Origin of the sequence: Pseudoxanthomonas mexicana (assembly GCF_014397415.1) — a bacterium.
GTDB classification, from domain to species: Bacteria; Pseudomonadota; Gammaproteobacteria; order Xanthomonadales; family Xanthomonadaceae; genus Pseudoxanthomonas_A; species Pseudoxanthomonas_A mexicana.
Genome location: NZ_CP060731.1, coordinates 2,695,842 through 2,718,606, shown reverse-complemented (window position 1 = coordinate 2,718,606; position 22,765 = coordinate 2,695,842). Strand labels below are relative to the sequence as shown.

The following is a 22,765-nucleotide window of genomic DNA, read 5'->3' as shown; positions in this document are numbered from 1 at the left end:
ATGCTCGAAAAAATCATAAAAGTCGCGATTAATCATCGCTGGCTGGTCATGACGTTGACGGTGGCCTTGATCGCCATCGGCATCTGGAGTGCCCGTCAGATCCCTATCGATGTCACCCCCGACATCACCAACGTCCAGGTTCAGATCAACACCGAAGCGGCCGGTTACTCGCCGCTGGAAGCGGAGCAACGCGTCACCTTCCCCATCGAGACGGCCATGGCCGGTCTGCCGAAGATGGAGTACTTCCGCTCGATCTCCCGCTATGGCCTGTCCCAGGTCACCGTCGTGTTCAAGGACGGGACGGACATCTACTTTGCTCGTCAGCAAGTCTCCGAGCGCGTGGCGCAGGTGAAGGCGCAAATGCCCGAAGGTATCGAACCCACCCTGGGTCCGATTGCCACCGGTATGGGCGAGATCTTCTCCTACACCATCGATGCTGATCCCAAAGCCCGCAAACCCGATGGCACGCCCTACACCGCCACCGATCTGCGCACGCTGCAAGACTGGGTGATTCGTCCGCAGCTGCGCAACGTTCCCGGTGTGACCGAAGTCAACACCATGGGCGGCTTCAAGCGTGAGGTTCACGTCACGCCCGATCCGGCCAAGCTGCGCTCGCTGGACCTGACCTTTGAAGATGTAGTGACGGCCCTGCAGGCCAACAACCAGAACGTGGGCGCCGGCTACATCGAACGTAACGGCCAGCAGTTCCTGGTGCGTGTACCGGCCCAGGTCTCGGACATCCCCGCCATCCAGAAGATCGTCGTCACCCGTCGTGATGGCGTGCCGATTCGGGTTCGTGATCTGGCCAATGTGGCCGACGGTGAAGAACTGCGTACGGGTGCGGCGACCCAGAATGGCCACGAAGTCGTGCTCGGTTCGGTGGTCATGCTGGTGGGTTCCAACAGCCGTGACGTCTCCCAAGCCGCGGCCGCCAAGCTTCAGGAAGCGGCCAAGAGTCTGCCCAAGGGCGTGACCGCCACGCCGGTGTACGACCGCACCTCGCTGGTGGATCGCACGATTACCACGGTCGCCAAGAACCTGATCGAAGGCGCGCTACTGGTCATCGTCATCCTGTTCCTGCTGCTGGGTAACTTCCGTGCGGCGTTGATTACGGCCGCGGTGATTCCGCTGTCGATGCTGTTCACCCTGACCGGTATGGCGCGTGGCGGCGTGTCGGCCAACCTGATGAGCCTGGGCGCCCTGGACTTCGGTCTCATCGTGGACGGTGCCGTCATCATCATCGAGAACTGCCTACGTCGCTTTGGCGAACGTCAGCATGAACTCGGGCGTGAGATGACGCTGGAAGAGCGCTTTGAAGTGGCCTCCAGCGCCTCGGCTGAAGTGATCCGTCCGAGCTTGTTCGGTCTGGGCATCATCACCGCCGTCTACCTGCCGATCTTTGCCCTGACCGGTGTGGAAGGAAAGATGTTCCACCCGATGGCCATCACCGTGGTGCTGGCGCTGACGGGCGCGATGATCCTGTCCCTGACCTTCGTACCGGCTGCCGTGGCGATGTTGCTCGGTGGCAAGGTCGAAGAGAAGGAAAACTGGCTGATGCGCTGGTTCCGCGGGCGCTATGAGCCTTTGCTGGATCTGAGCCTGCGTAGCGGCAAGCTGGTGGCCGTCGGCGCGATCGCCCTGCTGGTTGGCAGTGGCCTGCTCGCCTCTCGCATGGGTAGCGAGTTTGTTCCCAGCCTGGATGAAGGCGACTTCGCGCTTCAGGCCATGCGTATTCCCGGTACCAGCATGACCCAGTCCTTGGGCATGCAACGCATCGTGGAAGAACGCCTGCTGCAGTTCCCGGAAGTGGAGCGCGTGTGGTCGAAGATCGGTACGGCTGAGGTCGCCTCCGACCCGATGCCGCCCTCGGTGGCGGACACCTTCGTGATGGTCAAGCCGCGTGATCAGTGGCCCAACCCGCGCAAGCTCAAGGCGGATCTGGTGGCCGAAGTTGAGGCGGAGATGAAGAAGATCCCCGGCAACAACTACGAGTTCACCCAGCCGATCCAGATGCGCACCAACGAGCTGATCTCGGGCGTGCGTGCGGACGTGGCGATCAATCTGTACGGCGATGACCTGGACACGTTGTTGGAAGTGGGCCAGAAGCTGGAGGCGGCGGCACGGACCGTACCGGGTGCGGCCGACGTGCGTCTGGAACAGGCCGCTGGCCTGCCCATGCTCTCGGTGCTGCCCGATCGGGATGCCTTGGCGCGCTATGGCCTGAATCCGGCTGACGTGCAGCGCAACGTGGCCACCGCCATCGGGGGTGAAGTCGCCGGCCAGCTGTTCGAGGGCGATCGACGCTTCGACATCGTGGTCCGTTTGCCAGAACAGCAGCGACTGGATCCCACGGCGCTCTCCGCCTTGCCCATCTCGCTGACGGCGGCCATTGCGGCCAACCAGGCTGATGAGTCGGTGGGTACGCAGGCCAACGCCGCGCAGGCACAGGTCGTACCGCTGAGTTCGGTGGCGCGCGTGGAGATCTCCGAGGGAGCCAACCAGATCAATCGTGAGAACGGCAAGCGGCGCATCATCGTGACCGCCAATGTCCGTGACCGCGATCTGGGCAGCTTCGTCTCCGAACTGCAGTCCACCATCGACAAGCAGGTCACCGTGCCTACCGGCTACTGGATCGAATACGGCGGCAGCTTCGAGCAGCTGATCTCGGCCAGTAAGCGTCTGTCCATCGTGGTGCCGGTGACCCTGGTGCTGATCTTTGCCCTGCTATTCATGGCCTTTGGTTCGGCCAAGGACGCGCTCATCGTCTTCAGCGGTGTCCCGCTGGCCTTGACCGGTGGCGTGCTGGCGTTGGCGCTGCGCGGGATTCCGCTGTCGATCTCGGCCGGCGTGGGCTTTATCGCGCTCTCGGGTGTGGCGGTGCTCAACGGCCTGGTGATGATCAGCTTCATCCGCAGCCTGCGTGAGAGCGGTCAGCCGATGGCCGAAGCCATTCGCGAAGGCGCGCTGACCCGCTTGCGACCGGTGCTGATGACCGCGCTGGTGGCCTCGCTGGGCTTCGTGCCGATGGCGCTGAACGTGGGTGCCGGCTCGGAGGTGCAGCGTCCGCTGGCCACCGTGGTCATCGGCGGAATCATCTCCTCCACATTGCTGACGCTGGTGGTACTGCCGGTGTTCTACCGGTGGGTGCACACCCGCTTCAATCGCACCCCGGCGCACATGAAATCGTGACAGGGCACGGCGGCGGTGTACGCACCGCCGCCCTACCCCGTTCCTCGCCGCTCTTTTGCATCTGTTCCCAGGAGAACACGCATGAGCACAGGGCATGATCATGGAACGTCCGAGATCCGGTACGAGAAGCCCCTATGGTGGGCGCTCGGCCTGACTTCCACGTTCCTCATCGCCGAGATCATCGGCGGTCTGGTAACAAATAGCTTGGCGCTGCTGTCCGATGCGGCGCACATGATGACCGATGTCATCGCCCTCACCGTGTCCTTGATCGCGGTGCGTATGAGTCGACGTCCGGCCGATGCTCGCCGTACCTATGGCTATGCCCGTATGGAAGCCATCGGCGCGATCATCAACGGCGGCCTGTTGTTCGTGGTCGCCGGTTACATCCTGTGGGAGGCGGTGGGACGTTTTCGTGAGCCGCCGGAAGTGGCCTCCACGGGCATGTTGGTCATCGCCATCCTGGGTTTGATCGTCAACCTGATCTCCATGCGCCTGCTACGCGCCGGCAGTGGCACCAGCCTGAATGTGAAGGGTGCCTACCTGGAGGTGTGGAGCGACATGCTCGGGTCGGTGGGCGTGATCATTGGCGCGATCGTCATCAAGGTCACGGGTTGGACACTGGTCGATCCGATCATTGCGGTGTTGATCGGCCTGTGGGTGCTGCCCCGTACCTGGACCCTGCTCCGGCAGGCCGGGCATGTCCTGATGCAAGGCGTTCCGGAAGGCATGGATGTGGCGGCCATCCGTAAGCGGCTGATCGAGATGCCGGCCGTGCAAGAGGTCCACGACCTTCATGTGTGGTCGTTGGGCACGCGCCAGGTCGTGCTGACGGCCCACATCGTGCTGGCCGCCGATGTGCCCGATCCGGAGACGATCCAGGTCGAGCTCACCCGGGTGATCGAGCAGCAGTTCGATATCCACGACGTGACCTTGCAGGTGGAACGCACCTCGTGCAAAAGCGAGGTGGGCCATGCCTGACCGGAATCGAGCGAGTTTCCGCAAGGTGTTCGCCCGATTCCAAGACGCATCGCTCCGAGGTTCAACAAGCGCACACCGTCCGCGTTGGCGGGTGGCGCTGAGCCTGGAGCTGGTCATCCTGATGGTTGCCATCTTCTTTGCGGTCAGCGCGAACGGCGCCTTCTGGGCCAGTGTCAAAGAGTCAGGCGTCCTGAGCGGCGCGCGAGAGCTGCGTTTCTACATCGGGGTGACCGCCGCCCTGGTCGGCTTGCATGCGTTGCTGTTCGGCGTGGTGCTCAACCGCTGGATTGCCCGACCTGTTCTGGCGGTCCTGCTGGTGGCCACCGCCTCGGCGGCTTACTTCGCCAGCACGTACGCGGTCTATCTGGATCCGAGCATGGTCCGGAACGTGATCAGGACCGATACGCAGGAGGCGCGCGAGCTACTGACGTGGGACATGCTGGGGACCGTCCTGTTGATGGGCGTGCTGCCTGCCGCCGCGCTGTGGCTGGTGCACTTTCCTCGGGTGTCGATCAAGCGAGCGTTGTTGCGGCGCACGTTCTTCCTGGGCGCGATGTTGCTGATTGCCTGCGTCGGGGTGATGGCGACCTTCCAGGACCTGTCATCGCTGATGCGCAATGACAAGGCGCTTCGCTATCTGATCGCGCCGGGCAATTACATCGTCTCCATCTCCCGCGTACTCAGCGAGGAAGCCAAGAGTCCGAAGGGCCCACGGAAAGTGGTGGCTGCCGATGCCAAGCAACAGGTGCATGCGCCATCGACCAAACCCCACCTGCTGGTGGTTGTAGTCGGTGAAACCGTGCGCGCCCAGAACTGGGGACTCAACGGCTACGAACGGCAGACCACGCCACAGCTGTCGAAGTTGAATGTCATCAACTTCAGCGACGTCACCGCGTGCGGGTCCAACACGGAAGTCTCCGTGCCCTGCATGTTCTCCCTTGCGGGCCGGCGCAACTACGACCGCGAGAACATCGTGGGCTCCGAGTCGCTGCTGCACGTGCTGGAGCGGGCCGGCGTCAAGACGTTGTGGCGGGACAACCAGACCGGCTGCAAGGGCGTCTGCGATGGCTTGTCCTTCGAGTCCTACCGCAAGCCGCCGGACAGCTCGCTGTGCGATGACCAAGCCTGCCGTGATGCGGTGATGCTGCAGGGCTTGCACGATGTGATCGATGACAACCCCGGCGACACGGTGGTGGTCCTGCATCAACTGGGTAATCACGGGCCGGCGTACTTCAAGCGCTATCCGGAAGCGCTGCGCCAGTTCCGGCCTGACTGTCGTTCCGCGGATCTTGGCAGCTGCACGCGGCAGGAGATCGTCAACGCCTACGACAACGCCATCCTGGAAACGGATGACTTCCTGTCCAAGACGATCCAGATGCTCTCGCAGGACACCACGCACGACACGGCGATGATCTATGTCTCCGATCACGGCGAGTCGCTGGGCGAGGGCAACGTCTATCTGCACGGCTTGCCCTACTCCATTGCGCCGGACACCCAGATCAAGGTGCCGATGGTGGCCTGGCTCTCACCGGGCATGGCCAGCGGCAAGGGCGTCAACACCGCGTGTGTGCGCAGTCGGGCAAGCCAGCCGATCAGTCACGACAACTTGTTCCATTCGGTGCTCGGTCTGATGCAGGTCAGCACCACGGCTTACGACCCGAAGCTGGATGTGTTCTCGGGATGCCAGACCACGGCAGGAGCCTCGCCATGAGGCTCCCGTATGGCCCCTCACCTCTTGCCCGGCATCTGTTGCCGGGCCTTCGGCCGCTTCGCGCCTCGCGCTTGGAGCAGGCACCCACTTCTTCTGAAGGAATTTCCCATGGCTGACGGTTATGGCCACCTGCCGCGTGGTCCCAAGCGTTTGATGATGGCGGCACGTTGGTCTGCTCAAGGACTGCGTGCGGCCTGGCTGCATGAGTCGTCCTTTCGGCTCGAGGTTGTGCTCGCCCTGGTGCTTGCCCCTTTGGGCCTGCTGCTGGGCGAGACCGGTGTAGAGCGCGCCCTGCTGGCCACCACGGTCTTGCTGGTGCTGCCGGTCGAACTACTCAACTCGGCGATCGAGGCGGTCATCGAGCGCTACGGCCCCGAGCATCACGAACTGGCCGGTCGTGCCAAAGACATGGGCTCGGCTGCGGTTTTCATGACGTTGGCGGTTACCGCCCTGACATGGCTGGCCATCTTGGCCAGCTGATGTCATCGGGCTGGAGGTTGATATGGCGTACATCCTTTTAGCAGCACTGATCTTTGCGGTGGGCTGGGGCCTCAAATCGGCGATGTCGATTCCCCACCCCGATGGCCTGACCGTCATCCTCAGCAGCACGGTGGTGCTGACCGGCGCGCTGTTCTGGGTGGTGGTCACCCTGCATGCGCTGGATCTGCTGGTGGCGTTCAAGCGCGACGATCGCCGGTATCTGTCCGAGTTCGCGGCTGCGATGCGGCCACGCCCGCGTGAGTTGCTGGTGGCCGCCCCGGTAATGGTGCTGGGCTTGCTCATCGCCTATCGGTCCGTGGGCACTGCCGGCACGGTGGTCGCCGCTTTGGAGGCGCCGTTCTATGCGCTGGCCATCGCGGCAGCGCTGATGGCCAGACCCCTGCAGGCCACGCAGGGGCGTCGGCGGCGCACGGGCCTTGTGCTGAGCGTGATCTACGGCGCCCTGTTCGCCATCACCGCGGTCCTGCAGTCGGCTGTCGCCACCCGCACGGGCATGCAGGGCGCCGCGCCGTGGCTGGGGGTGACGTCGGCCCTGGCAGCGATCGCGGCCTGGGTGTCGGCCGCCAAGTTCAGAGCTTCGATCGAGCAGGCACGCGCCCTGTCATCGCCGGTGATCGAGAGCTTCGGCAATCCCTTTCCCCGCCATCAGAACCGGCCGTCCCCACCGGACGGGACGTCGCCGCGTTCGCGCAAAGGCCCCTCCGGGCCGCCGCAGGGCGGACGAAAGCGTCGACGCCGCTTCTAGATCGCGCGGTCCCGCACCGAAGGTTCCTCTTTTTTCCTCTGTTTGCACGAGCGATACGCCGATGCGTCATTCCCTTAGCGACCTCTCCTCTGGCCAGACGTGGCTGCTGATCTTGCTGGTCATCGCGGCGCTGCTGGCCGGCCTGGGCTTACGCGAGCCGATGCCCGCAGACGAGCCACGCTTCGTACTGGCGGCCAAGACCATGGTGGAGACCGGCCAATGGCTGTTCCCGCAGCGCGGGATTGAGCTCTACGCCGAGAAGCCGCCCACCTTCATGTGGCTGCAGGCGGCCAGTTATGTGCTGGTGCGCAGTTGGGATGTGGCATTCCTGCTGCCGTCCTTGCTGGCCGCGCTGCTGACGCTGTGGCTGACCGGCGATCTTGCCCGGCGCCTGTGGGGAAAGCGCACGGCCGACTACGCCGTGTTGGGCCTGTTCGTCTGCCTGCAGTTCGTGCTGCAAGCCAAGCGCGCGCAGATCGACATGGTGCTGGTGGGCATGACCACGCTCTCGCTATGGGCGCTGGTGCGCTACCTGCTGGAAAAGCCCAGCCCCTGGCTGCTGATGGTGGGCACCTTCGCCGCCGGCCTGGGCACGGTCACCAAGGGCGTGGGCTTTCTGCCGTTGTTGGTATTCCTGCCTTGGCTGTGGGTGCGGTGGAAGTCGCCCCACCCCCTGCCCTCGCACCGAGGGGTGCATGTGCTGGCCGGCATTGCGGGTTTTGTGCTGGGCGCGGGTGTGTGGCTGGTACCGATGCTGGCCACGGTGGCGGCCTCATCGGATCCGGCCCTGCACACCTACGCGCGGGAAATGCTGTTCAAGCAGACTGGCACCCGCTACGCCAATGCCTGGCACCACGTAAAACCCGCCTGGTACTACCTGCAGACCATGCTCACGCTGTGGCTGCCGGGTGTGCTGCTCGCGCCGTGGTTGCTGCCGGCGTGGTGGCGGCGTTTGCGTCGCGTGGATCCGCGTTACGCGCTGCTGCTCGGTTGGACGCTGCTGGTGCTGGTCTTCTTCAGTGCCAGCCCGGGCAAGCGCGAGGTCTACATCTTCCCGATGCTGCCTGCCCTGGCGCTCGCCGCATCGCCGTTGTTGGCCGGCTTGCTACGCCGGCATGGCGTACGCGCGGTGCTGTGGTCATACCTGTCGGTCGTGGTCACCCTGACGGGCGCTTTGGGCTTGTGGTTGCTGACCGCCTCGCCCGAGCGGGTGCAAGGCCTGCTCGACGGACGCGGCATGGACATGAGCACCGTCAAGCAGGTCAGCGGCTGGCTGCTGGCCTTCACCGTCGTGAGCCTGGTCGTGATGGTCGCCGCACGCCGGCGGGTGGTGTTTGCGCTGGTGGCAGTCACCGCCTCGCTGTGGATCGCCTATGGCGTGGGATTCATGCCGGCGCTCAGTCCTGACAGTTCTGCCAAAGCGCTGATGCAGCGCGTGGAGGCCACCATCGATCTGGATGCGGAACTGGCCATGCTCGGCTGGCGCGAACAGCACCTGCTCCAGGCCGACCGACCGGTTACCGAGTTCGGTTTCAAGAAGCCCTGGGTAGAGCAATGGCAGCAGGCGCACACCTGGCTGCTGCAGGACCCCACGCGACGCTGGCTGTTCCTGCGCAAGGAAGCCATTGGGCCTTGCCTGGATCCAACGCAGGTCATCGACATCGGCGCCTCCAATCGACGCGCCTGGATTCTTGCACCGGGCACGGCCTGGATCGCGGACTGCGAAGTCCCGGCCACGTGGTCAGCCGATGTCAGCGAAGACTGACTTCTCCCCTCCTTTCCCGCACGCCTCACTGCTGAGTCCTTCGCCATGCAAAGCCCGTCACTGCCCCGGATGCCCAGTCTGTCGGTCGTCATTCCCGTCTTCAACGAACGCGGCAACATCGGGCCGCTCGTGCAGGAGGTGGTTCACCACCTGCGCGGCAAGATCGCCTTCGACATCATCTGTGTGGATGATCGCTCCGACGATGACACACGCGAGGTGCTCGGCTGGCTCAAAGTCGAGGTACCCGAACTGCGGGTGTTGCTGCACCATCAACGCAGTGGGCAAAGCACCGCCATCCGCAATGGCGTCAAGCACGCGTTCTCGCCCTGGATCGCCACGCTCGATGGCGATGGCCAGAACGATCCAGCCGATATCCTCAAGCTGCTAGCGGCTCGCCAGGCCGCGTCACCGCAGGTACGGCTGTTCGCCGGCTGGCGCACCGAGCGCAAGGACACGGCCAGCAAGCGCTGGGCTTCGCGCTGGGCCAATCGCATCCGGCAATCGCTGCTGCGGGATGACACGCCCGATACCGGCTGTGGCATCAAGCTGTTCGACCGCGCTGCCTTCCTGGACCTGCCGTACTTCGATCACATGCACCGCTACCTGCCGGCACTGATGCAGCGCGCCGGCTGGAAGACGCTCAGTGTGCCGGTCACTCACCGACCGCGGGGATCGGGCCAGTCCAAGTACACCAACCTGGGCCGTGCCCTGGTGGGCATCCGCGACCTGATGGGCGTGGCCTGGCTGATCCAGCGCAGCCACGTGACCGCCACCAGCGAGCTTAGCGCCGGCCCCAAGTCATGAACGTCATGGACCAGGAAATCCTGTGGCTGAGCTGGACGGGCTTGCACACCACGCCGTGGAAGCTCATTGGTCTGACCGGCGCGGCCTTGTTCGGGGTGCGGTGGCTGGTCCAGTTCGTAGCGTCCAGGCGTGCGGGCCGACCGGTGATCCCGCGCCTGTTCTGGTACATGAGCTTGTGCGGTAGCTTGATGGCGTTGAGCTACTTCCTGTTCTCCTCCAAACAGGACGCGGTCGGTGTCCTGCAGAACCTGCTGCCGGCTTTCACGGCCGCGTACAGCTTGTATCTGGATCTGCGCACCGGTCGAGGAGGGTCAGATTCAAGCAACGCGCGGCCTGAAGGTGATCTGGGGGGGCGCGACCGTTGAACGCGGCGAGGGTCAACCAAGGCCACTACGCGCGAGAGCGTCAATGATTGAAGAGACCTGCGCCCAGACCGCCTGCGCCCGCCTTGCCGTGGATGCAACCGGTACGCTCGAGCGCGGCCATCCAACGGCAATTCACTTTAGTGGATGGCTGGGCCTGGTGTTGCCTACCGCTGTGCTCACGGCGCTTGCCCTCGTTCTAACCGGTGAATGGGATATGAGGATCGCCTCGTGGATCTACTCGTCCGGAGGAAATGAGTGGATCTACAAGAACGGATTCTGGACGGAGCGGATCATCCACAAAGCCGGCCGGCTGATGACCGGGCTGGGAGCACTGTCGGTTCTCATCCTGATCGCGCTGAGCTACTTGCGCCCCCTGCTCACGCGGTGGCGCGGGCCTGCGATCAGGCTGTTGTTGGCCCTTGTCATCTCCACAGCGCTTGTGTCCATTCTGAAACGGTACTCAGGGTTGGACTGTCCGTGGAGCATCGTGGGGCTTGGCGGAACGCATCCCTACATCACGCTGTTTGATTCCCGGATGCTGGCAGGGGGTTGTTTCCCTGCCGGACATGCAAGCAGTGGATACGCATGGCTTGCGTTGTACTTCTTCTTTGCCGAAGTCGCCCCCCGGTACCGATGGATGGGGCTGGCGCTGGGCGCGGGTATCGGTCTGGTGTTTGGCATTGGACAACAGCTACGGGGTGCGCATTTCCTCTCGCACGACGTCGTAACCGTGCTCATTTGCTGGGTCGTGTCCGCAGGACTATTCGTGCTGCGGACCCAATGGTTGAGAGCGGGCCGGATTGGGCCGGCTCTCCTTCCACGCCGCGCGTAACACCCGGGTTGCCGAACGCAGGAACAGAATGAGCAGCGCGGCCGCGATCAGCAGATCGGGCCATCCTGCGCCAAACACCCAAACCAGCAGCGCGGCCAGGATGACGGCGAAACCTTCGTAGATGTCGTTGCGCGAGCATTCCCACGCCGAGGCCATATTGATGTCGCCTGAGCGATACGGGGTCAGCAGCCACAGACATACCGCGTTAGCGCCCAGATTCAGCAACGCGGCCACGCCCATGCTCTCAAAGAGCGGGATCTGGGGATTGGCCAAGCGCCATACGATCTGCACACCCACCGCTATAGCGGCCCCCAGGATCAGAAAGCCCTTCAGCAATGCGACGCGACCCTTCATTTGCGCAGACGCACCCACCACAGCCAAGCTGACAACATAGGTCAACGCATCGCCCAAGTTGTCCAGACTGCCAGATAGCAACGAGGACGAATGGGAGCGCCAGGCCGCCAAGGCCATCATGGCGAAGGTCGCAAGGTTGATGATCAGCACGATGACCAGCACCTGGCGCTGCTTGGCTTGCATACGCGCCACATCCACGACCTTGCCGCAGCCACAGCATTCAGACATTGCACGCTCTCCGTCGAGGACCTATGGGCACAGTGGGACCGGACTAGCGTAAAGTCTGTAGCAACTACAGAGTCAAGCCCGTCTCCCATGAAGATCAGCCAGGCCGCCGAGGCCAGCGGATGTCACCTTGAAACCATTCGCTACTACGAGAAGATCGGACTGCTACCCCACCCTACGCGGACGGACAGTGGCTATCGGGTATATACGAGCGTCGACATCGAGCGACTGAGGTTCATTGCACGGGGGCGTGATCTGGGCTTCAGCCTGGAAGAGATCCGCAGCCTCCTGCAACTGGCCAGCGATGAGCGCATGTCGTGCGACGACGTCGACCGTCTGGCGCGGAAACATCTGATCGATATTCGCGCGCGCCAGGAAGATCTTCGCCGGATGGCCGATGAACTGGAGCGCGTCATCGTTAGTTGCCGTGGCGGACAGCGGGCCGATTGCGTGATTCTTTCGACGTTACGCCAGCCAACGCAGAGCTCCAACGCCTAAGGAACTCGCGGATGTCTACTATCGGCCAATAGCGAGCCATCAAGAGTGCCGACGGTCAAGCTGCGCCATAAAGCGGCGTCGGCTGGAAAAAAATTGATAGCGCTGACTCACATGTTGATTGCTCTAGCGGCTTTTAACATGCCTAACAACACTGAGCTCACCCGACTTGAAGTGCTTCATGACAGCAGGATAGTCAACAGAACGCCTTCCTTCGTCTAGGCTTGAGTCGATCTTTTCTAGCAAGTGCTTGAAGCTTGCGTGATCAATTGATACGCCGTCCCGCTCAGAAATTCGACGAATCTCGTCCTGTTCGCCTATGAGGTGAGAGTCTCCAATCTGCGAAACGTCTTGATTCGATAAATGTGTCAGCTCGAAAACGGGATTGAGATATCCATCTTCACTTATCTCACTCTTCATATCAAAGCGCGCCAGTTTGGCTTGTCTTCTTGCCGGGTCGTACGCTGCGGCAATAAATGCTGTAGTCAATGAGTTATATCCATCCTGATCCAGCTTGTACTTTCGGGCTGAAGAAATGGCCTCATTTACGCTGTATAAAATGATGTCAAAGATCAGGTCGCAGGTCAGGAGTCCTTGAAAATCACTCTCCAGAAACATTGATTCGTCCCACAGGTGCCCATCCTTGAATAGCTCATTCCTGGCGTCGCAGTGGCGCAGGATCACGTACGAAGCTTTTGTTGAGCACCAACTAAGTCTCAGCTTCGATAGATGCGAAGTGATGCTATTGAGAAGATGTTGTGCAGTTAGCGTGTTTCCAGAGAATGTAATCACGCACTGAGTGGAAGTGTGCTCCTGCAAGTAGTCTTTGAACGTTTCCCCAATGAAGTAGGGCTGCCATGCTATGACTGGAATTGAGTAGATTTTTCGAAATCCGCCCAGCAAGGTTCTTCCATTACTGGAGATGGTGCTATCGGCACAGAAGAATGCCGTTTCATTGTCTTTCATTCCTGCAATCACAAGTGTCATGTCATCCCTAACTATCTTAGAACCGGGTCCACGGACCCGAATATGCGACTTATTCACAGCGCGTCGTATGACGGGCTGTCCCTTTGTACAGTTCGATCTTATGGTTGGCTGGGTCGCCCAACAAGTAGACGTGCAACCCAACCGAGAGAAGCGAGGCGCGCCAACTGCGGGGGCTGCTTTGGGTCGAAAGCGGGCGTCCGTGAATGCCGGCCAGCTTTTGCGATGGCAAGTGGGACGCTCAGCCCTCTCTATTAAGGGCTCGCCGGCGACTAACCATCGAAGGACGCCAGAATCGGGCAAGGTCCAGACGCCTTCGAGGTGCATTGCCGAGCCAGCTTTTGCAGGTAGTTGCGCGCCTGTTCCATCTGCGTGATCTGTTCATTGAGCTTGGCGATCCTGGTCTGGGCCAGTTCGCGCGCCCGTTGCCGATCCTGACCTGAGTCCAGCGCCAACAACTCCCTGATTTCCTCAAGCGTGAATCCAGCGTGCTGCGCCATGCGGATGAACCTCAGGCGGCGAATATCTGCCTCGCCGTAGCGGCGCATGCCGACCTCTTTTCCAGGCGTCTCCAGCAGCCCTTTGCGCTGGTAGAAGCGGACGGTCTCGACGCCGACGCCCCCTGCTTCGGCGTACTTCTTGATCGATAGGCTCATGGGCTTGACTCCGTACTATGGTACGGAGTTTAGGATGACTGCCATTCGAGGCCAAACGCTCGCCGGAGAAATCAATGAACGCTCAAAGCCCACCGCACCCCAAGCGCGCCACCTTGTATCGCATGGTGATGGTCCAGCATGTCTGCCCTTACGGTCTGAAGGCGAAGGATCTACTGCGCCGCCAAGGTTACGAAGTCGAGGACCGCTGGCTGACCACGCATGAGGCGGTGGACGCTTTCAAGGACGAGCACCAGGTCAAGACAACGCCGCAAATCTTCATCGAAGGCCAGCGGATCGGTGGCTATGACGATCTGCGTCGCTACTTCGGCAAGCCCGTAGCCGATCCCAAGGCAACCAGTTATCAGCCGGTGATCGCGCTCTTCGGCATGACGCTGCTCATTGCGCTTGCGACGAGTCTCGCCATGTACGGCACACCCTTCACAATCCGTGCCGGCGAATGGTTCATCGGCTCAGCATGGCCGTACTGGCGCTGCTGAAGCTGCAGAACATCGAGTCCTTCGCGACGATGTTCCTCAACTACGATCTTCTGGCCAAGCGTTGGGTGCCGTATTCCTACCTTTATCCCTTTGCCGAGGGCCTGGCGGGGATCCTGATGATTGCCGGCGTGTTGAATTGGCTCTCGGTGCCCCTTGCCCTGTTCATCGGCACAGTCGGGGCGATGTCGGTGTTCAAGGCGGTGTATATCGACCGTCGGGAACTGAAATGTGCCTGCGTGGGTGGATCGAGCAACGTGCCGCTGGGCTTCGTTTCGCTGACCGAGAATCTAATGATGGTCGCCATGGCGGTCTGGATGGGGCTCGGTGCCCTCGGGCTGATGCCTGCGTGGGCGCATGCGATGTAGGGCCTTCGCCTTCCCCGTCGCGGATGGCAATTGACAACGATTCTCACTATCATTTGGGGGTAGATCCGGCTGGACCCATCCGCCCATGCCCCACCAACATCACCTGGTCGAGACGCTCTATCGCGACCACAAATCCTGGCTGCACGGCTGGCTGATGGGGCGTTTGGGGTGTCGGGAGACGGCGGCGGACCTGGCACAGGACACCTTCCTGCGAATCTCGAGTGGTCGGGATCTGGGCGGTCTTCGCGAGCCTAGGGCCTTTCTCACAATTGTGGCCAAGGGACTGGTGGCGAACTGGTGCCGCCGGCAGTCGCTGGAGCGTGCCTACCTCGAACAGCTGGCCGCCTGCCCGCAAAGCGTCATGCCTTCGGTCGAGGAGCAGGCGCTAGTCCGTGAGGCACTTCTGCAGATCGACGCCATGCTCGATGGCCTGCCAACCGTGGCGCGGCAGGCGTTCCTGCTGTCGCAGCTCGAGGGTCTGGGTTACGAGGACATCGCCCGCCGCCTCGACATCTCACTCAGCACGGTCAAGCGGCACATGAAACGTGCCTTCCTCGGTTGTTTGGCCGCGATCTGACCGATGACATCTCTCACGGACGAACCGTTGGACCCGCTCGTGCTAGATCAGGCCGTGAACTGGCTGCTGCGCCTGAACTCCGGCAGCGCCACCGACGCAGAGCGTGCAGCCTTGGCTCGCTGGCGCGACAGTGATCCTGAGCATGCACGCGCGTGGGAGCGCGCGGAGAAGCTGCGAAAGTTGCTCGATCAGATTCCGCCGGCGCTGGGTGCACGCGTCCTCGACCGTCCCTCCTCCCCTGGCCGACGCTCGGCGATCAAACAGCTGGGGCTGCTGCTGGCGTGCGCGCCCGGTGGCTGGCTGGCGTTGAAGGCGTGGAATGAGGCTGCTTGGACCGCAGACGCGCGCACGGCCGTCGGTCAGCGCCGCGCCGTGCCCTTGCCCGACGGCAGCCATCTCGAACTCAATACCAATACCGCAGTAGACATCACCTTCGATGTCCGCCAGCGGCGTTTGGAACTGCGGCGGGGTGAGATCCTGGTGGAAACCTCCCCCGATCCTCAGTCCCCCGCACGTGCCTTCACCGTTGCCACGCCTCACGGCCTGCTGCACGCCCTGGGCACCCGTTTTAGCGTGCTGAGCGAGCACAGCCAAAGTCGTGTGGCCGTGCTGGAAGGTGCCGTGCGGGTCACCAGCATCGCCGGCATCGGCGCAACGATCATCCAGGCCGGGCAGCAGGCCTGGTTCGATGCGCACCGCGTGGCCACCGCTACCGCGGCAGATGAGCGTTTGGTCGCCTGGCGCCACGGCATGCTGGCAGCGGACCGACTGCCCTTGGGCGAGGTCGTGGCAGAACTGGGGCGCTATCGCCGCGGCTTGCTGCGCTGCGACCCCGCGGTGGCCACGCTCCCGGTCTCGGGGGCGTTTCCGTTGGACGACACCGAGCGCAGCCTGACGATGCTGACCTCTACCTATCCGCTGGACATTCGGCAGGCCGCGGGCGGTTACTGGACCACCGTCGGGCCACGGTGAGACGTCTGGCGACGGTTACTGCACGCGAGCTGAGAACGCCGTTGCGGGCCGGGTGACCCTTTTTCTGTTCTCGCGTGGCAAAGCAACGAATCCCTGCCACTCGACCCTCCCCACATGTCCCGTACCTCCCGCTCCCGCTACCTGCCCGCCACCTTGCTGGCGGCGGCTCTGTCTGCCGCCCTGCCCCTTTACAGTGCACCCGCCCACGCAGCTCAGGCCGCGGGCGAGCGTCCGGTCAACCTGCCTGCCGGTCCGCTTGGACGTTCCTTGAGTTTGTTCGCCAGCCAGCGTGGCATCGCCCTGTCCTTCGACCCGGCGCTGACCACGGGTCTGCAAGCCCCGGCGCTGCAGGGCAACGTCAGTGATCAAGAAGGTCTTCAACGCCTGCTCGCCGGATCGGGCCTGCAGTTGTCGGCCCGGGCTGATGGGAGCTACACCTTGCTAAAAGCCGCCAGCGATGGCGCGATCCCCGTGCCCACCCTGCGCGTAGGCGGCGGCCAACCCGGCATCGCCTACCAGGGCGGGCTGGCGCTGGATGAGCGCTACATCGCCAGCCAAGCCAGCGGCAACGGCGATATCACCAGCCTGCTGAAAATCCAACCGGCCGTGCAGTACGACAATGCGGCGCAGAGCAGCTTCACTCCCGGCGAAATCAAGCCGGCCGAGATCAGCATCAATGGAGCCCACTTCTATCAGAACGCCTTCATTGTCGATGGCGTGAACTTCAACAACGACATCGATCCGGCCCAGGAAGAGACGCCTTACCGCAACTTCGCCGTGCCCGGCTCCAGCCAGGGCATGGCCCTGGATACGGATCTTCTGCAGGACATCGTCGTCCTCGACAGCAACATTTCAGCCGCTTTTGGCGGCTTCAACGGCGGCGTGGTGGAGGCCACCACGCGAAACCCCTCGCGAGAGCTCAGCGGCAAGTTCTCGATGCAGCAGTCGCGCTCGGAATGGACCAACTATCACATCGACGAACGCATGCGGGAGAGCTTCGAGCACGCCTCCGGCTGGGGCGACCAGCCCGAGTTCGAGAAGACAACCGTGCGCGCCAGCCTAGAAGGCCACGTGACCGAGAACTTCGGCGTGTTGGCCAGCTATGTGAGCAAGCGCTCGGTGCTTCCGACCTACCTGTACCAGGAGAACTACCAGGATACGATCAGCGCCGAGAAGAAGAACTCGGAATTGCGCATCGACAACTGGTTCGTCAAAGGCGTCTGGCAGGCCAGCGACCGTTGGAACGTGGAAGGCAGCGTGACCTATGCGCCCGAGCGCAATCGCTACTTCCGATCGGGCATGCAGGGGTCGGATTTCGAGATCGTGCGCGATGGCCTGCAGGCCAACCTGAAAGCATTCTGGCAGGCCGATTGGGGCGAGTTGGAGCAACAGCTGGGCTGGAGTCGCTACGACCTCTCGCGCGACACCGAATCCAGTAATTGGATGACCTGGCGGCGCTCGACGTCCAAGCCCTGGGGCACCTCCCCGACGCTCACGTTGGAAGGCGAAAATGGCGACATCGAACAGCAGCAGAAGACGCTCAGCTACAAGCTGACTGCCGGGCTGAACCCGCTATCGCTAGGCACCTCGACGCACCGCGTGCGCGCCGGCCTCGAACTGGCCACGCAGACCACGCACTACGCGCGCCTGGATGAGACCAGCACCTACACCACACCTAGGACCACCACGACCTGCACCAACAGCGCGGGCGTGACCGACACGCTGACGTGTGCCATGGGCCTGACGGAGAGCGGCAACTGGCCCGGCCAGTTCCTCACGCGCCGCACCCGTGTCACCACCGGGCGCTTTGCCTACGACACCAACAGCGTCGGACTCTGGGCCGAGGACGATATCCAGATCGGTCGCCTGCAGGTCCGCCCGGGCCTGCGCGTGGACAAGGATTCGTACATGGACCAAACGACCGTGGCGCCCCGACTGGCCGCCAGCTTCGACGTCACCGGCCAGGGCACCACGCTGATTAGGGCCGGTGCCAACCGCTATTACGGCCGCAACATTGCCGCGTGGCGCCTGCGCGAGGGACTGGGTCAGCTGACCTGGCGCAACGAGGCCCGAAACTCGCTGGATGAGGCATGGTCCGTAGGAACGCAGTCACCCAACAGCGTGAAGTTCAGCGAACTGGACATCGCCTACAACGATGAGTTGATGCTTGGTCTGGCGCAGCGCTGGCAGGGCATGGAATTCAACTTCAAGTTCGTCAACCGCAAGGGCCGCGACCAGGTCATCCAGGTCAGCGGCACCACCCTGGGCGAGCCTGCCGACGATCCCACCTTGTCCAACAGCTACACCACCTGGACCAACGATGGCCGCAGCGAGGCCGACATCTACAGTTTGACGGTGGCCCCGCTCAAGAGCATCGACTTTGCGGGCACGCGCACCACCGCCCTGCTGGCGTTGGACTACACCGACGTCAAGTACGCCTCCCCGACCTACTTCGACGATGCAGAAGGCAATCGGTACTTCGACAATCCCGTCATCCAGTACCGCGGCGCGTTCATTCGCTATTCCGACCGGCCGGTCGAGAACTTCAATCGTCCCTGGACCGCGCGCCTGAGCACGATCACCGACGTACCCAAACTGCATCTGACCTGGAGTAACTTCCTGCGCTATCGCGCTGGCTACATCGACATCGGCGACACCGGCGTCAACACCGAGTACCAGGGAGCGCAGGTTGATGTGTGGGATCGGCGTGAGTTCGGCGCTGCCTTCACCTGGGATACGCGCCTGGCCTTTGAGTTGCCGTTGGCCGGACGCCATGCGCTGTTCGCCAACATCGACGTGTTCAACGTGTTGGACAGGGTCAATGTGTATGCGCAGTCCAGTTTCACCAGTGCCAACGCCTCGCGCTACTACGAGACCGGCCGCTCGTTCTGGCTTGAGCTGGGTTACAAGTTCTGAGCAAGCGCCTCACCCGCGCGCACTACGTACGGCGTAGGCGCGCGGCTTACTTCCCGGCACGCCGCTTCCCATGAAGCGAACGCCCGCCTGATCGCCTCCCATGAAGCTCAGACACCTCCCTTTCCTTCTCGTCTTGGCCGGCTTACCGCTGGCCCTGGGTGCGGCATTCGTCCATGCGCAAACCCAGAACGGTCAGGTGCTCGAGCGCTTGCCGTGCGATGAGCGCCTAACCACGGGCGCCTCCCTGGAGATCGCCTGTCTTCGACTGCTCTACGCGCAACCGACAACGCAGTGGCCGGCCCCGCACATCGATACCGGCGTGGCCTGGAAAGAGCTGGCGACCTTGCCGAGTACGCCCCCCGCGCCTGCGGACAATCCGGCGACACCGGAAAAGATCGCCCTGGGGCGCAAGCTGTTCGAAGACCCTCGCCTTTCCCTCTCGGGCCAGATCGCCTGTGCCAACTGCCACGATCGCCAGTTGGGCTGGAGCGACGGGCGCAGCGTCTCCTTTGGACACGACCGCCAGCGCGGCAGACGCAATTCCATGGGCCTGGCCATGTCAGGCTACGCCACATCGCTGTTCTGGGATGGCCGCTCGTCCTCACTGGAGGAGCAGGCGCTTCATCCCATCGAAGACGCCAAGGAAATGGCGTTCACCAGCAAGGAGCTGGAGCGGCGTCTGAACCGTGATAGCGCCTACCGTAATGCGTTCGCCCGTGTGTTCGGCGTGCGCCGTATCCAGACCGAACAGATTGCGCAGGCCTTGGCCACGTTTCAGCGCAGCCTGGCGCCCCGCAACAGTCGTCTGGATCGGTTCCTCGCCGGCCGTCGTGATCTGCTCAATGACCAGGAGCTGCAAGGCCTTCATCTGTTCCGCACCCGCGCCCGATGCATGAATTGCCACAACGGCGCGACGTTGAGTGACGACAAGTTCCACAATCTGGGCCTGCATTTCCGCGGCCGCGAGCTGGAAGATCTCGGGCGCTACGAGGTCACCGGCATGCCCGGCGATAGCGGCACATTCCGTACGCCATCCCTGCGCGGCGTGTCCCGCAGCGGACCGTGGATGCATAACGGCACCTTCCCCCAGCTGCGCGGCATCGTGAACTTCTACAACGCCGGCGGGGCGCATCCTCGCCCTAAGCCGGACCAGCTCGACGATCCGCTGTTCCCCAAGACCGATCCCTTGTTGAAGCCATTGCAGTTGAACAAGGACGAGCGCGCTGCACTGGTCGCCTTCCTCGAGGCGTTGTAAGCCGCAGCATCAGCGCAGGAAGAACTCCACCGGGACATCCAGTTCCACCGGGTCCGGCAGGGCCGGCGGCGGTGGCGGCAGCGATCGCGCGCGACGGAAGGTTTCCAGCGCTTCTTGGTCCAGCAGTGCATAGCCGCTGCTGGAACGCATCTGCACGGCCAGCACCTTGCCCTCTCGGCTGATCCGGGCGCGGACATACACCACGCCCTGCTGCGCGTGCATCTGCGCCGAGCGTGGGTAACGCCTGAACTTCTCCAGTCGTGCCAGCACCTCGCCGACCCAATCCGGCTCGCTCATGCCTGCCAACGTTGGCGCGGGCGGCAGCGATGGCGAGGGGGGCGCTGCCGCTTGCGAAGCCACTGACGCCACTGAGGTCGACGAGGCTGGGCCGTTGCTCGATTGCGTGCTGGGCCCGACCTCCTGCGCTGCCGGCATCAGCAGCGCATGCTGAGGCGGCAGCACGGGCGCCGGTGCCGGCGCGGGTGCGGCCTGCTCCGGTCGATCCTCTGCCGCCGAACTATCGGGCGTGAGTACGGGGGCTTCTTGGGGAGCGACGGGGACCGGCGGCGCGGAGGGCGGTGCCAGGTACATCTGGATCCGGACGCGGTCTTCGATCAGGACCGGTAGCTGCGTCTGCAGGCGCCATTGGCCAAACGCGAACAGCAGCAGCATCAGGTGCAACGCAAGGCTGCATGTGACCGCCACCAGGCGCGTGTGTCGATGCAGCCACGCGGTGGCGCGCATCCGGTGCCCGGAAGGCTGGCTAGGGTTCGAGTGCATCGTCAGCGCGTTCGCGGTACGAGCGCCAATGGATCAAGTGCAAATGACAACCATTATCATATCAGAATGGCGGACGCCGCGTGACGTCATGCGCTTGCGTACCACGCGTCCGCAGCTGCAGAGCTGTCGTCAGCCACTGACCGCAGGTGCGGGCGAACAGCGTGAGGGAGGGAAATTCGTCCTAGAACCCGAGAATGCGTTCGATCTCGGTCCGCTCGACCTTCTTGCTCGATTGCAGGGCACGGGCCAGTGCCTCGATGTTGGCAAAGGACGGCTGAAGCTTGCCGGACAGGCGTATTCCCGCCGTCATGAACGCGTCGTCCTTCTCCGCTGGCCACCTGCCCGTGGCGTCATTCAAATCCACACCAAAGTAAGAAATCTTGTCTTCCCTAGCGTTGTTCATTGCAGCATTGATGAAGGCGCTCTCAGTAATCGGTACACCATCTTCATCGACAATGCGATCTCGCATGAAAAGCAGGTACTCCACAGCGAATCCGCCACATGCAATGGCCTGCTTGCTCGCCGGTGGCCGATTGGCCCGGGTTCTTCCTTTGCACTTTCCGTCTGATTCAACAGACAACTCCACGAACTCCACATACCCCTTTTCAAGGTAGGTAACCCATGCATGTCCGGCTTCGTGCAGGCATACATAGATCTCGTCCGTGAGCTTGATTGGGTTCGTCATGGGTGGATTGTGATGCACTGCTTGCCCGGAAACATCGTAATCAATGAAATGCCTTCACGAAGGCTTCCTCGAAGTTCGCCAAGGCGAACCTGAGCGCGTTGTACTTATCGACGCTGAGCTCCTTTGCAACGACAACCCGCGTTCCCATACATGTATTGAGCACTCCCCCGTCGCTCCAGATTGGCAGTACCCCGACCAAACAGGTGCCGTGCGAGACGTGCTGATGCTTTGCATTCAGGGTCTCCAGGTTGTTCCCATTGCGCACAACAAGCCGTTGGAGAGAATTTCTTATCTCATCTCTTGCCTCAATCCGAGTCTCGACCATCGTACGAGCATCGGAGGCAATGCAGGCCGAGACATCGACAAAGATCAGGCCGATCTCGCCCTTCTCCGCGTCAACGACCTCCTCAAGCTGACCGGCGGCATATTTGATGCGTTTGACCAGTTGCGCTTCCGAGACCAGCCGCTTGCATTCGGCGCGGACGAGGACCGGACCGCGTCGCGCGACGACATCCCCTTTCTCACCAAACTCGATGGCATAGCCGGCCAGGTGAAAGCGGGCAGCTACCAATAGCTCAAACAGAAAGTTGCGCGACGCCGCTGCGTCATGCGGGTCGGGAACATCTTGACCGGATATGACGTGGGAAAGTGTCTTGATCAGGCTCGGGTGTCGCACATCCTTGAAGCATCTGTAGACCAGGCAGATATCGAGACACTCGCGGTAGGCCTGGGTGAGATGTTGCCAGCGCAGCGCGCCCTCCTCCGAGGCCGGATCGTATCCCTGCTTGAAGAACGCGTTGATGTGCTCCTCGTAGCGCGCATAGCGTGAATTTCTGGCGCGAAGGCCCAAGCTCGACATCCAGGCGATGACCTCTGGGATCTGCCCCATGATGTTGCTTTCTTCGGTGAGAGCTCTAGCCATTACAAGAACCGCTGCATGTCAGGGCCTCAATCTTAATGGCGAGGCCTTCCGCATGGCCATGGCGCTTGCGTACCGATGGCCGGCGGGCTCCTCGATCCCAAGTCACATCCACCCCGGCAGTCTGAGGCCAACGATTCCTCGAAACGGGTCTTCAGCCCGCGCCGTTGGGATCAGATCGAGGATCTGCCGCAC

At 62.6% G+C, this 22,765-nt stretch carries 22 protein-coding genes; 16 read left to right on the top strand and 6 right to left on the bottom strand.

Annotation, left to right across the window (positions count from 1 at the left end; all coding sequences use genetic code 11):
• The 9 genes from IAE60_RS12740 (at nt 1) to IAE60_RS12700 (ending at nt 10,890) form a co-directional block, all read left to right on the top strand.
• Complete coding sequence (locus tag IAE60_RS12740) at nt 1-3,189, top strand: efflux RND transporter permease subunit (RefSeq protein ID WP_187572536.1); 3,189 nt, start codon at nt 1-3, stop codon at nt 3,187-3,189.
• An 81-nt stretch (nt 3,190-3,270) separates the two neighbouring features.
• Complete coding sequence (locus tag IAE60_RS12735; RefSeq protein ID WP_187572535.1) at nt 3,271-4,167, top strand: cation diffusion facilitator family transporter; 897 nt, start codon at nt 3,271-3,273, stop codon at nt 4,165-4,167.
• A 121-nt stretch (nt 4,168-4,288) separates the two neighbouring features.
• Nucleotides 4,289-5,878, top strand: coding sequence for a phosphoethanolamine transferase (locus tag IAE60_RS12730; protein ID WP_244966727.1), 1,590 nt, complete (start codon nt 4,289-4,291; stop codon nt 5,876-5,878).
• Between the two features lie 108 nt (nt 5,879-5,986).
• Nucleotides 5,987-6,358, top strand: a complete 372-nt coding sequence (locus tag IAE60_RS12725; RefSeq protein ID WP_056881660.1) for a diacylglycerol kinase — start codon at nt 5,987-5,989, stop codon at nt 6,356-6,358.
• Between the two features lie 22 nt (nt 6,359-6,380).
• The gene (locus IAE60_RS12720; protein WP_187572533.1) at nt 6,381-7,124 is read left to right on the top strand and encodes a hypothetical protein; all 744 of its coding nucleotides are present in this window, start codon (nt 6,381-6,383) and stop codon (nt 7,122-7,124) included.
• 61 nt (nt 7,125-7,185) lie between these two features.
• Nucleotides 7,186-8,889, top strand: coding sequence for an ArnT family glycosyltransferase (locus IAE60_RS12715; RefSeq protein ID WP_187572532.1), 1,704 nt, complete (start codon nt 7,186-7,188; stop codon nt 8,887-8,889).
• Between the two features lie 69 nt (nt 8,890-8,958).
• A complete protein-coding gene (locus IAE60_RS12710) occupies nt 8,959-9,693 on the top strand; it encodes a glycosyltransferase family 2 protein (protein ID WP_187572531.1) in 735 nt (244 codons plus the stop codon).
• A 5-nt stretch (nt 9,694-9,698) separates the two neighbouring features.
• Nucleotides 9,699-10,058: a lipid-A-disaccharide synthase N-terminal domain-containing protein gene (locus tag IAE60_RS12705; RefSeq protein ID WP_425504427.1), complete on the top strand. Its 360-nt coding sequence runs from the start codon at nt 9,699-9,701 to the stop codon at nt 10,056-10,058.
• Between the two features lie 43 nt (nt 10,059-10,101).
• The gene (locus IAE60_RS12700; RefSeq protein ID WP_187572529.1) at nt 10,102-10,890 is read left to right on the top strand and encodes a phosphatase PAP2 family protein; all 789 of its coding nucleotides are present in this window, start codon (nt 10,102-10,104) and stop codon (nt 10,888-10,890) included.
• Here the strand turns inward: IAE60_RS12700 and IAE60_RS12695 are convergent.
• The gene (locus IAE60_RS12695; protein ID WP_187572528.1) at nt 10,819-11,472 is read right to left on the bottom strand and encodes a cation transporter; all 654 of its coding nucleotides are present in this window, start codon (nt 11,470-11,472) and stop codon (nt 10,819-10,821) included. The two genes, IAE60_RS12700 and IAE60_RS12695, sit on opposite strands and share 72 nt — an antisense overlap.
• A gap of 87 nt (nt 11,473-11,559) precedes the next feature.
• Between IAE60_RS12695 and IAE60_RS12690 the strand changes: the two genes are divergently transcribed.
• Nucleotides 11,560-11,967, top strand: coding sequence for a MerR family transcriptional regulator (locus tag IAE60_RS12690; protein ID WP_187572527.1), 408 nt, complete (start codon nt 11,560-11,562; stop codon nt 11,965-11,967).
• A gap of 123 nt (nt 11,968-12,090) precedes the next feature.
• On the opposite strand, the gene IAE60_RS12685 is transcribed toward IAE60_RS12690, so the two are convergent.
• Nucleotides 12,091-12,951 (bottom strand): hypothetical protein, encoded by an 861-nt coding sequence (locus tag IAE60_RS12685; RefSeq protein WP_187572526.1) that lies wholly within the window; start codon nt 12,949-12,951, stop codon nt 12,091-12,093.
• A gap of 269 nt (nt 12,952-13,220) precedes the next feature.
• Entirely contained in the window at nt 13,221-13,604 is a 384-nt protein-coding gene (locus tag IAE60_RS12680; protein ID WP_187572525.1) for a MerR family transcriptional regulator, read from the bottom strand.
• A gap of 74 nt (nt 13,605-13,678) precedes the next feature.
• Here IAE60_RS12680 and IAE60_RS18845 point away from each other — a divergent pair, with 74 nt between their 5' ends.
• The 6 genes from IAE60_RS18845 (at nt 13,679) to IAE60_RS12655 (ending at nt 20,186) form a co-directional block, all read left to right on the top strand.
• Nucleotides 13,679-14,101: a glutaredoxin gene (locus IAE60_RS18845; protein ID WP_244966569.1), complete on the top strand. Its 423-nt coding sequence runs from the start codon at nt 13,679-13,681 to the stop codon at nt 14,099-14,101.
• Nucleotides 14,080-14,466, top strand: coding sequence for a MauE/DoxX family redox-associated membrane protein (locus IAE60_RS18840; RefSeq protein ID WP_244966568.1), 387 nt, complete (start codon nt 14,080-14,082; stop codon nt 14,464-14,466). Before IAE60_RS18845 ends, IAE60_RS18840 begins: the two co-directional genes overlap by 22 nt.
• A gap of 85 nt (nt 14,467-14,551) precedes the next feature.
• Nucleotides 14,552-15,043 (top strand): sigma-70 family RNA polymerase sigma factor, encoded by a 492-nt coding sequence (locus tag IAE60_RS12670; protein ID WP_187572524.1) that lies wholly within the window; start codon nt 14,552-14,554, stop codon nt 15,041-15,043.
• A gap of 54 nt (nt 15,044-15,097) precedes the next feature.
• The gene (locus tag IAE60_RS12665) at nt 15,098-16,015 is read left to right on the top strand and encodes a FecR domain-containing protein (protein ID WP_222937255.1); all 918 of its coding nucleotides are present in this window, start codon (nt 15,098-15,100) and stop codon (nt 16,013-16,015) included.
• Nucleotides 16,016-16,129: 114 nt separating this feature from the next.
• A complete protein-coding gene (locus tag IAE60_RS12660; protein WP_187572522.1) occupies nt 16,130-18,931 on the top strand; it encodes a TonB-dependent receptor in 2,802 nt (933 codons plus the stop codon).
• 100 nt (nt 18,932-19,031) lie between these two features.
• Nucleotides 19,032-20,186: a cytochrome-c peroxidase gene (locus IAE60_RS12655; protein WP_187572521.1), complete on the top strand. Its 1,155-nt coding sequence runs from the start codon at nt 19,032-19,034 to the stop codon at nt 20,184-20,186.
• 9 nt (nt 20,187-20,195) lie between these two features.
• Here the strand turns inward: IAE60_RS12655 and IAE60_RS12650 are convergent, their stop codons facing one another.
• From IAE60_RS12650 to IAE60_RS12640, 3 genes are all read right to left on the bottom strand, one after another.
• The gene (locus IAE60_RS12650) at nt 20,196-20,966 is read right to left on the bottom strand and encodes an energy transducer TonB (protein ID WP_187572520.1); all 771 of its coding nucleotides are present in this window, start codon (nt 20,964-20,966) and stop codon (nt 20,196-20,198) included.
• Nucleotides 20,967-21,147: 181 nt separating this feature from the next.
• Entirely contained in the window at nt 21,148-21,651 is a 504-nt protein-coding gene (locus tag IAE60_RS12645) for a hypothetical protein (protein ID WP_187572519.1), read from the bottom strand.
• A 40-nt stretch (nt 21,652-21,691) separates the two neighbouring features.
• Complete coding sequence (locus IAE60_RS12640) at nt 21,692-22,573, bottom strand: hypothetical protein (protein WP_187572517.1); 882 nt, start codon at nt 22,571-22,573, stop codon at nt 21,692-21,694.
• Nucleotides 22,574-22,765: the final 192 nt, after the last annotated feature.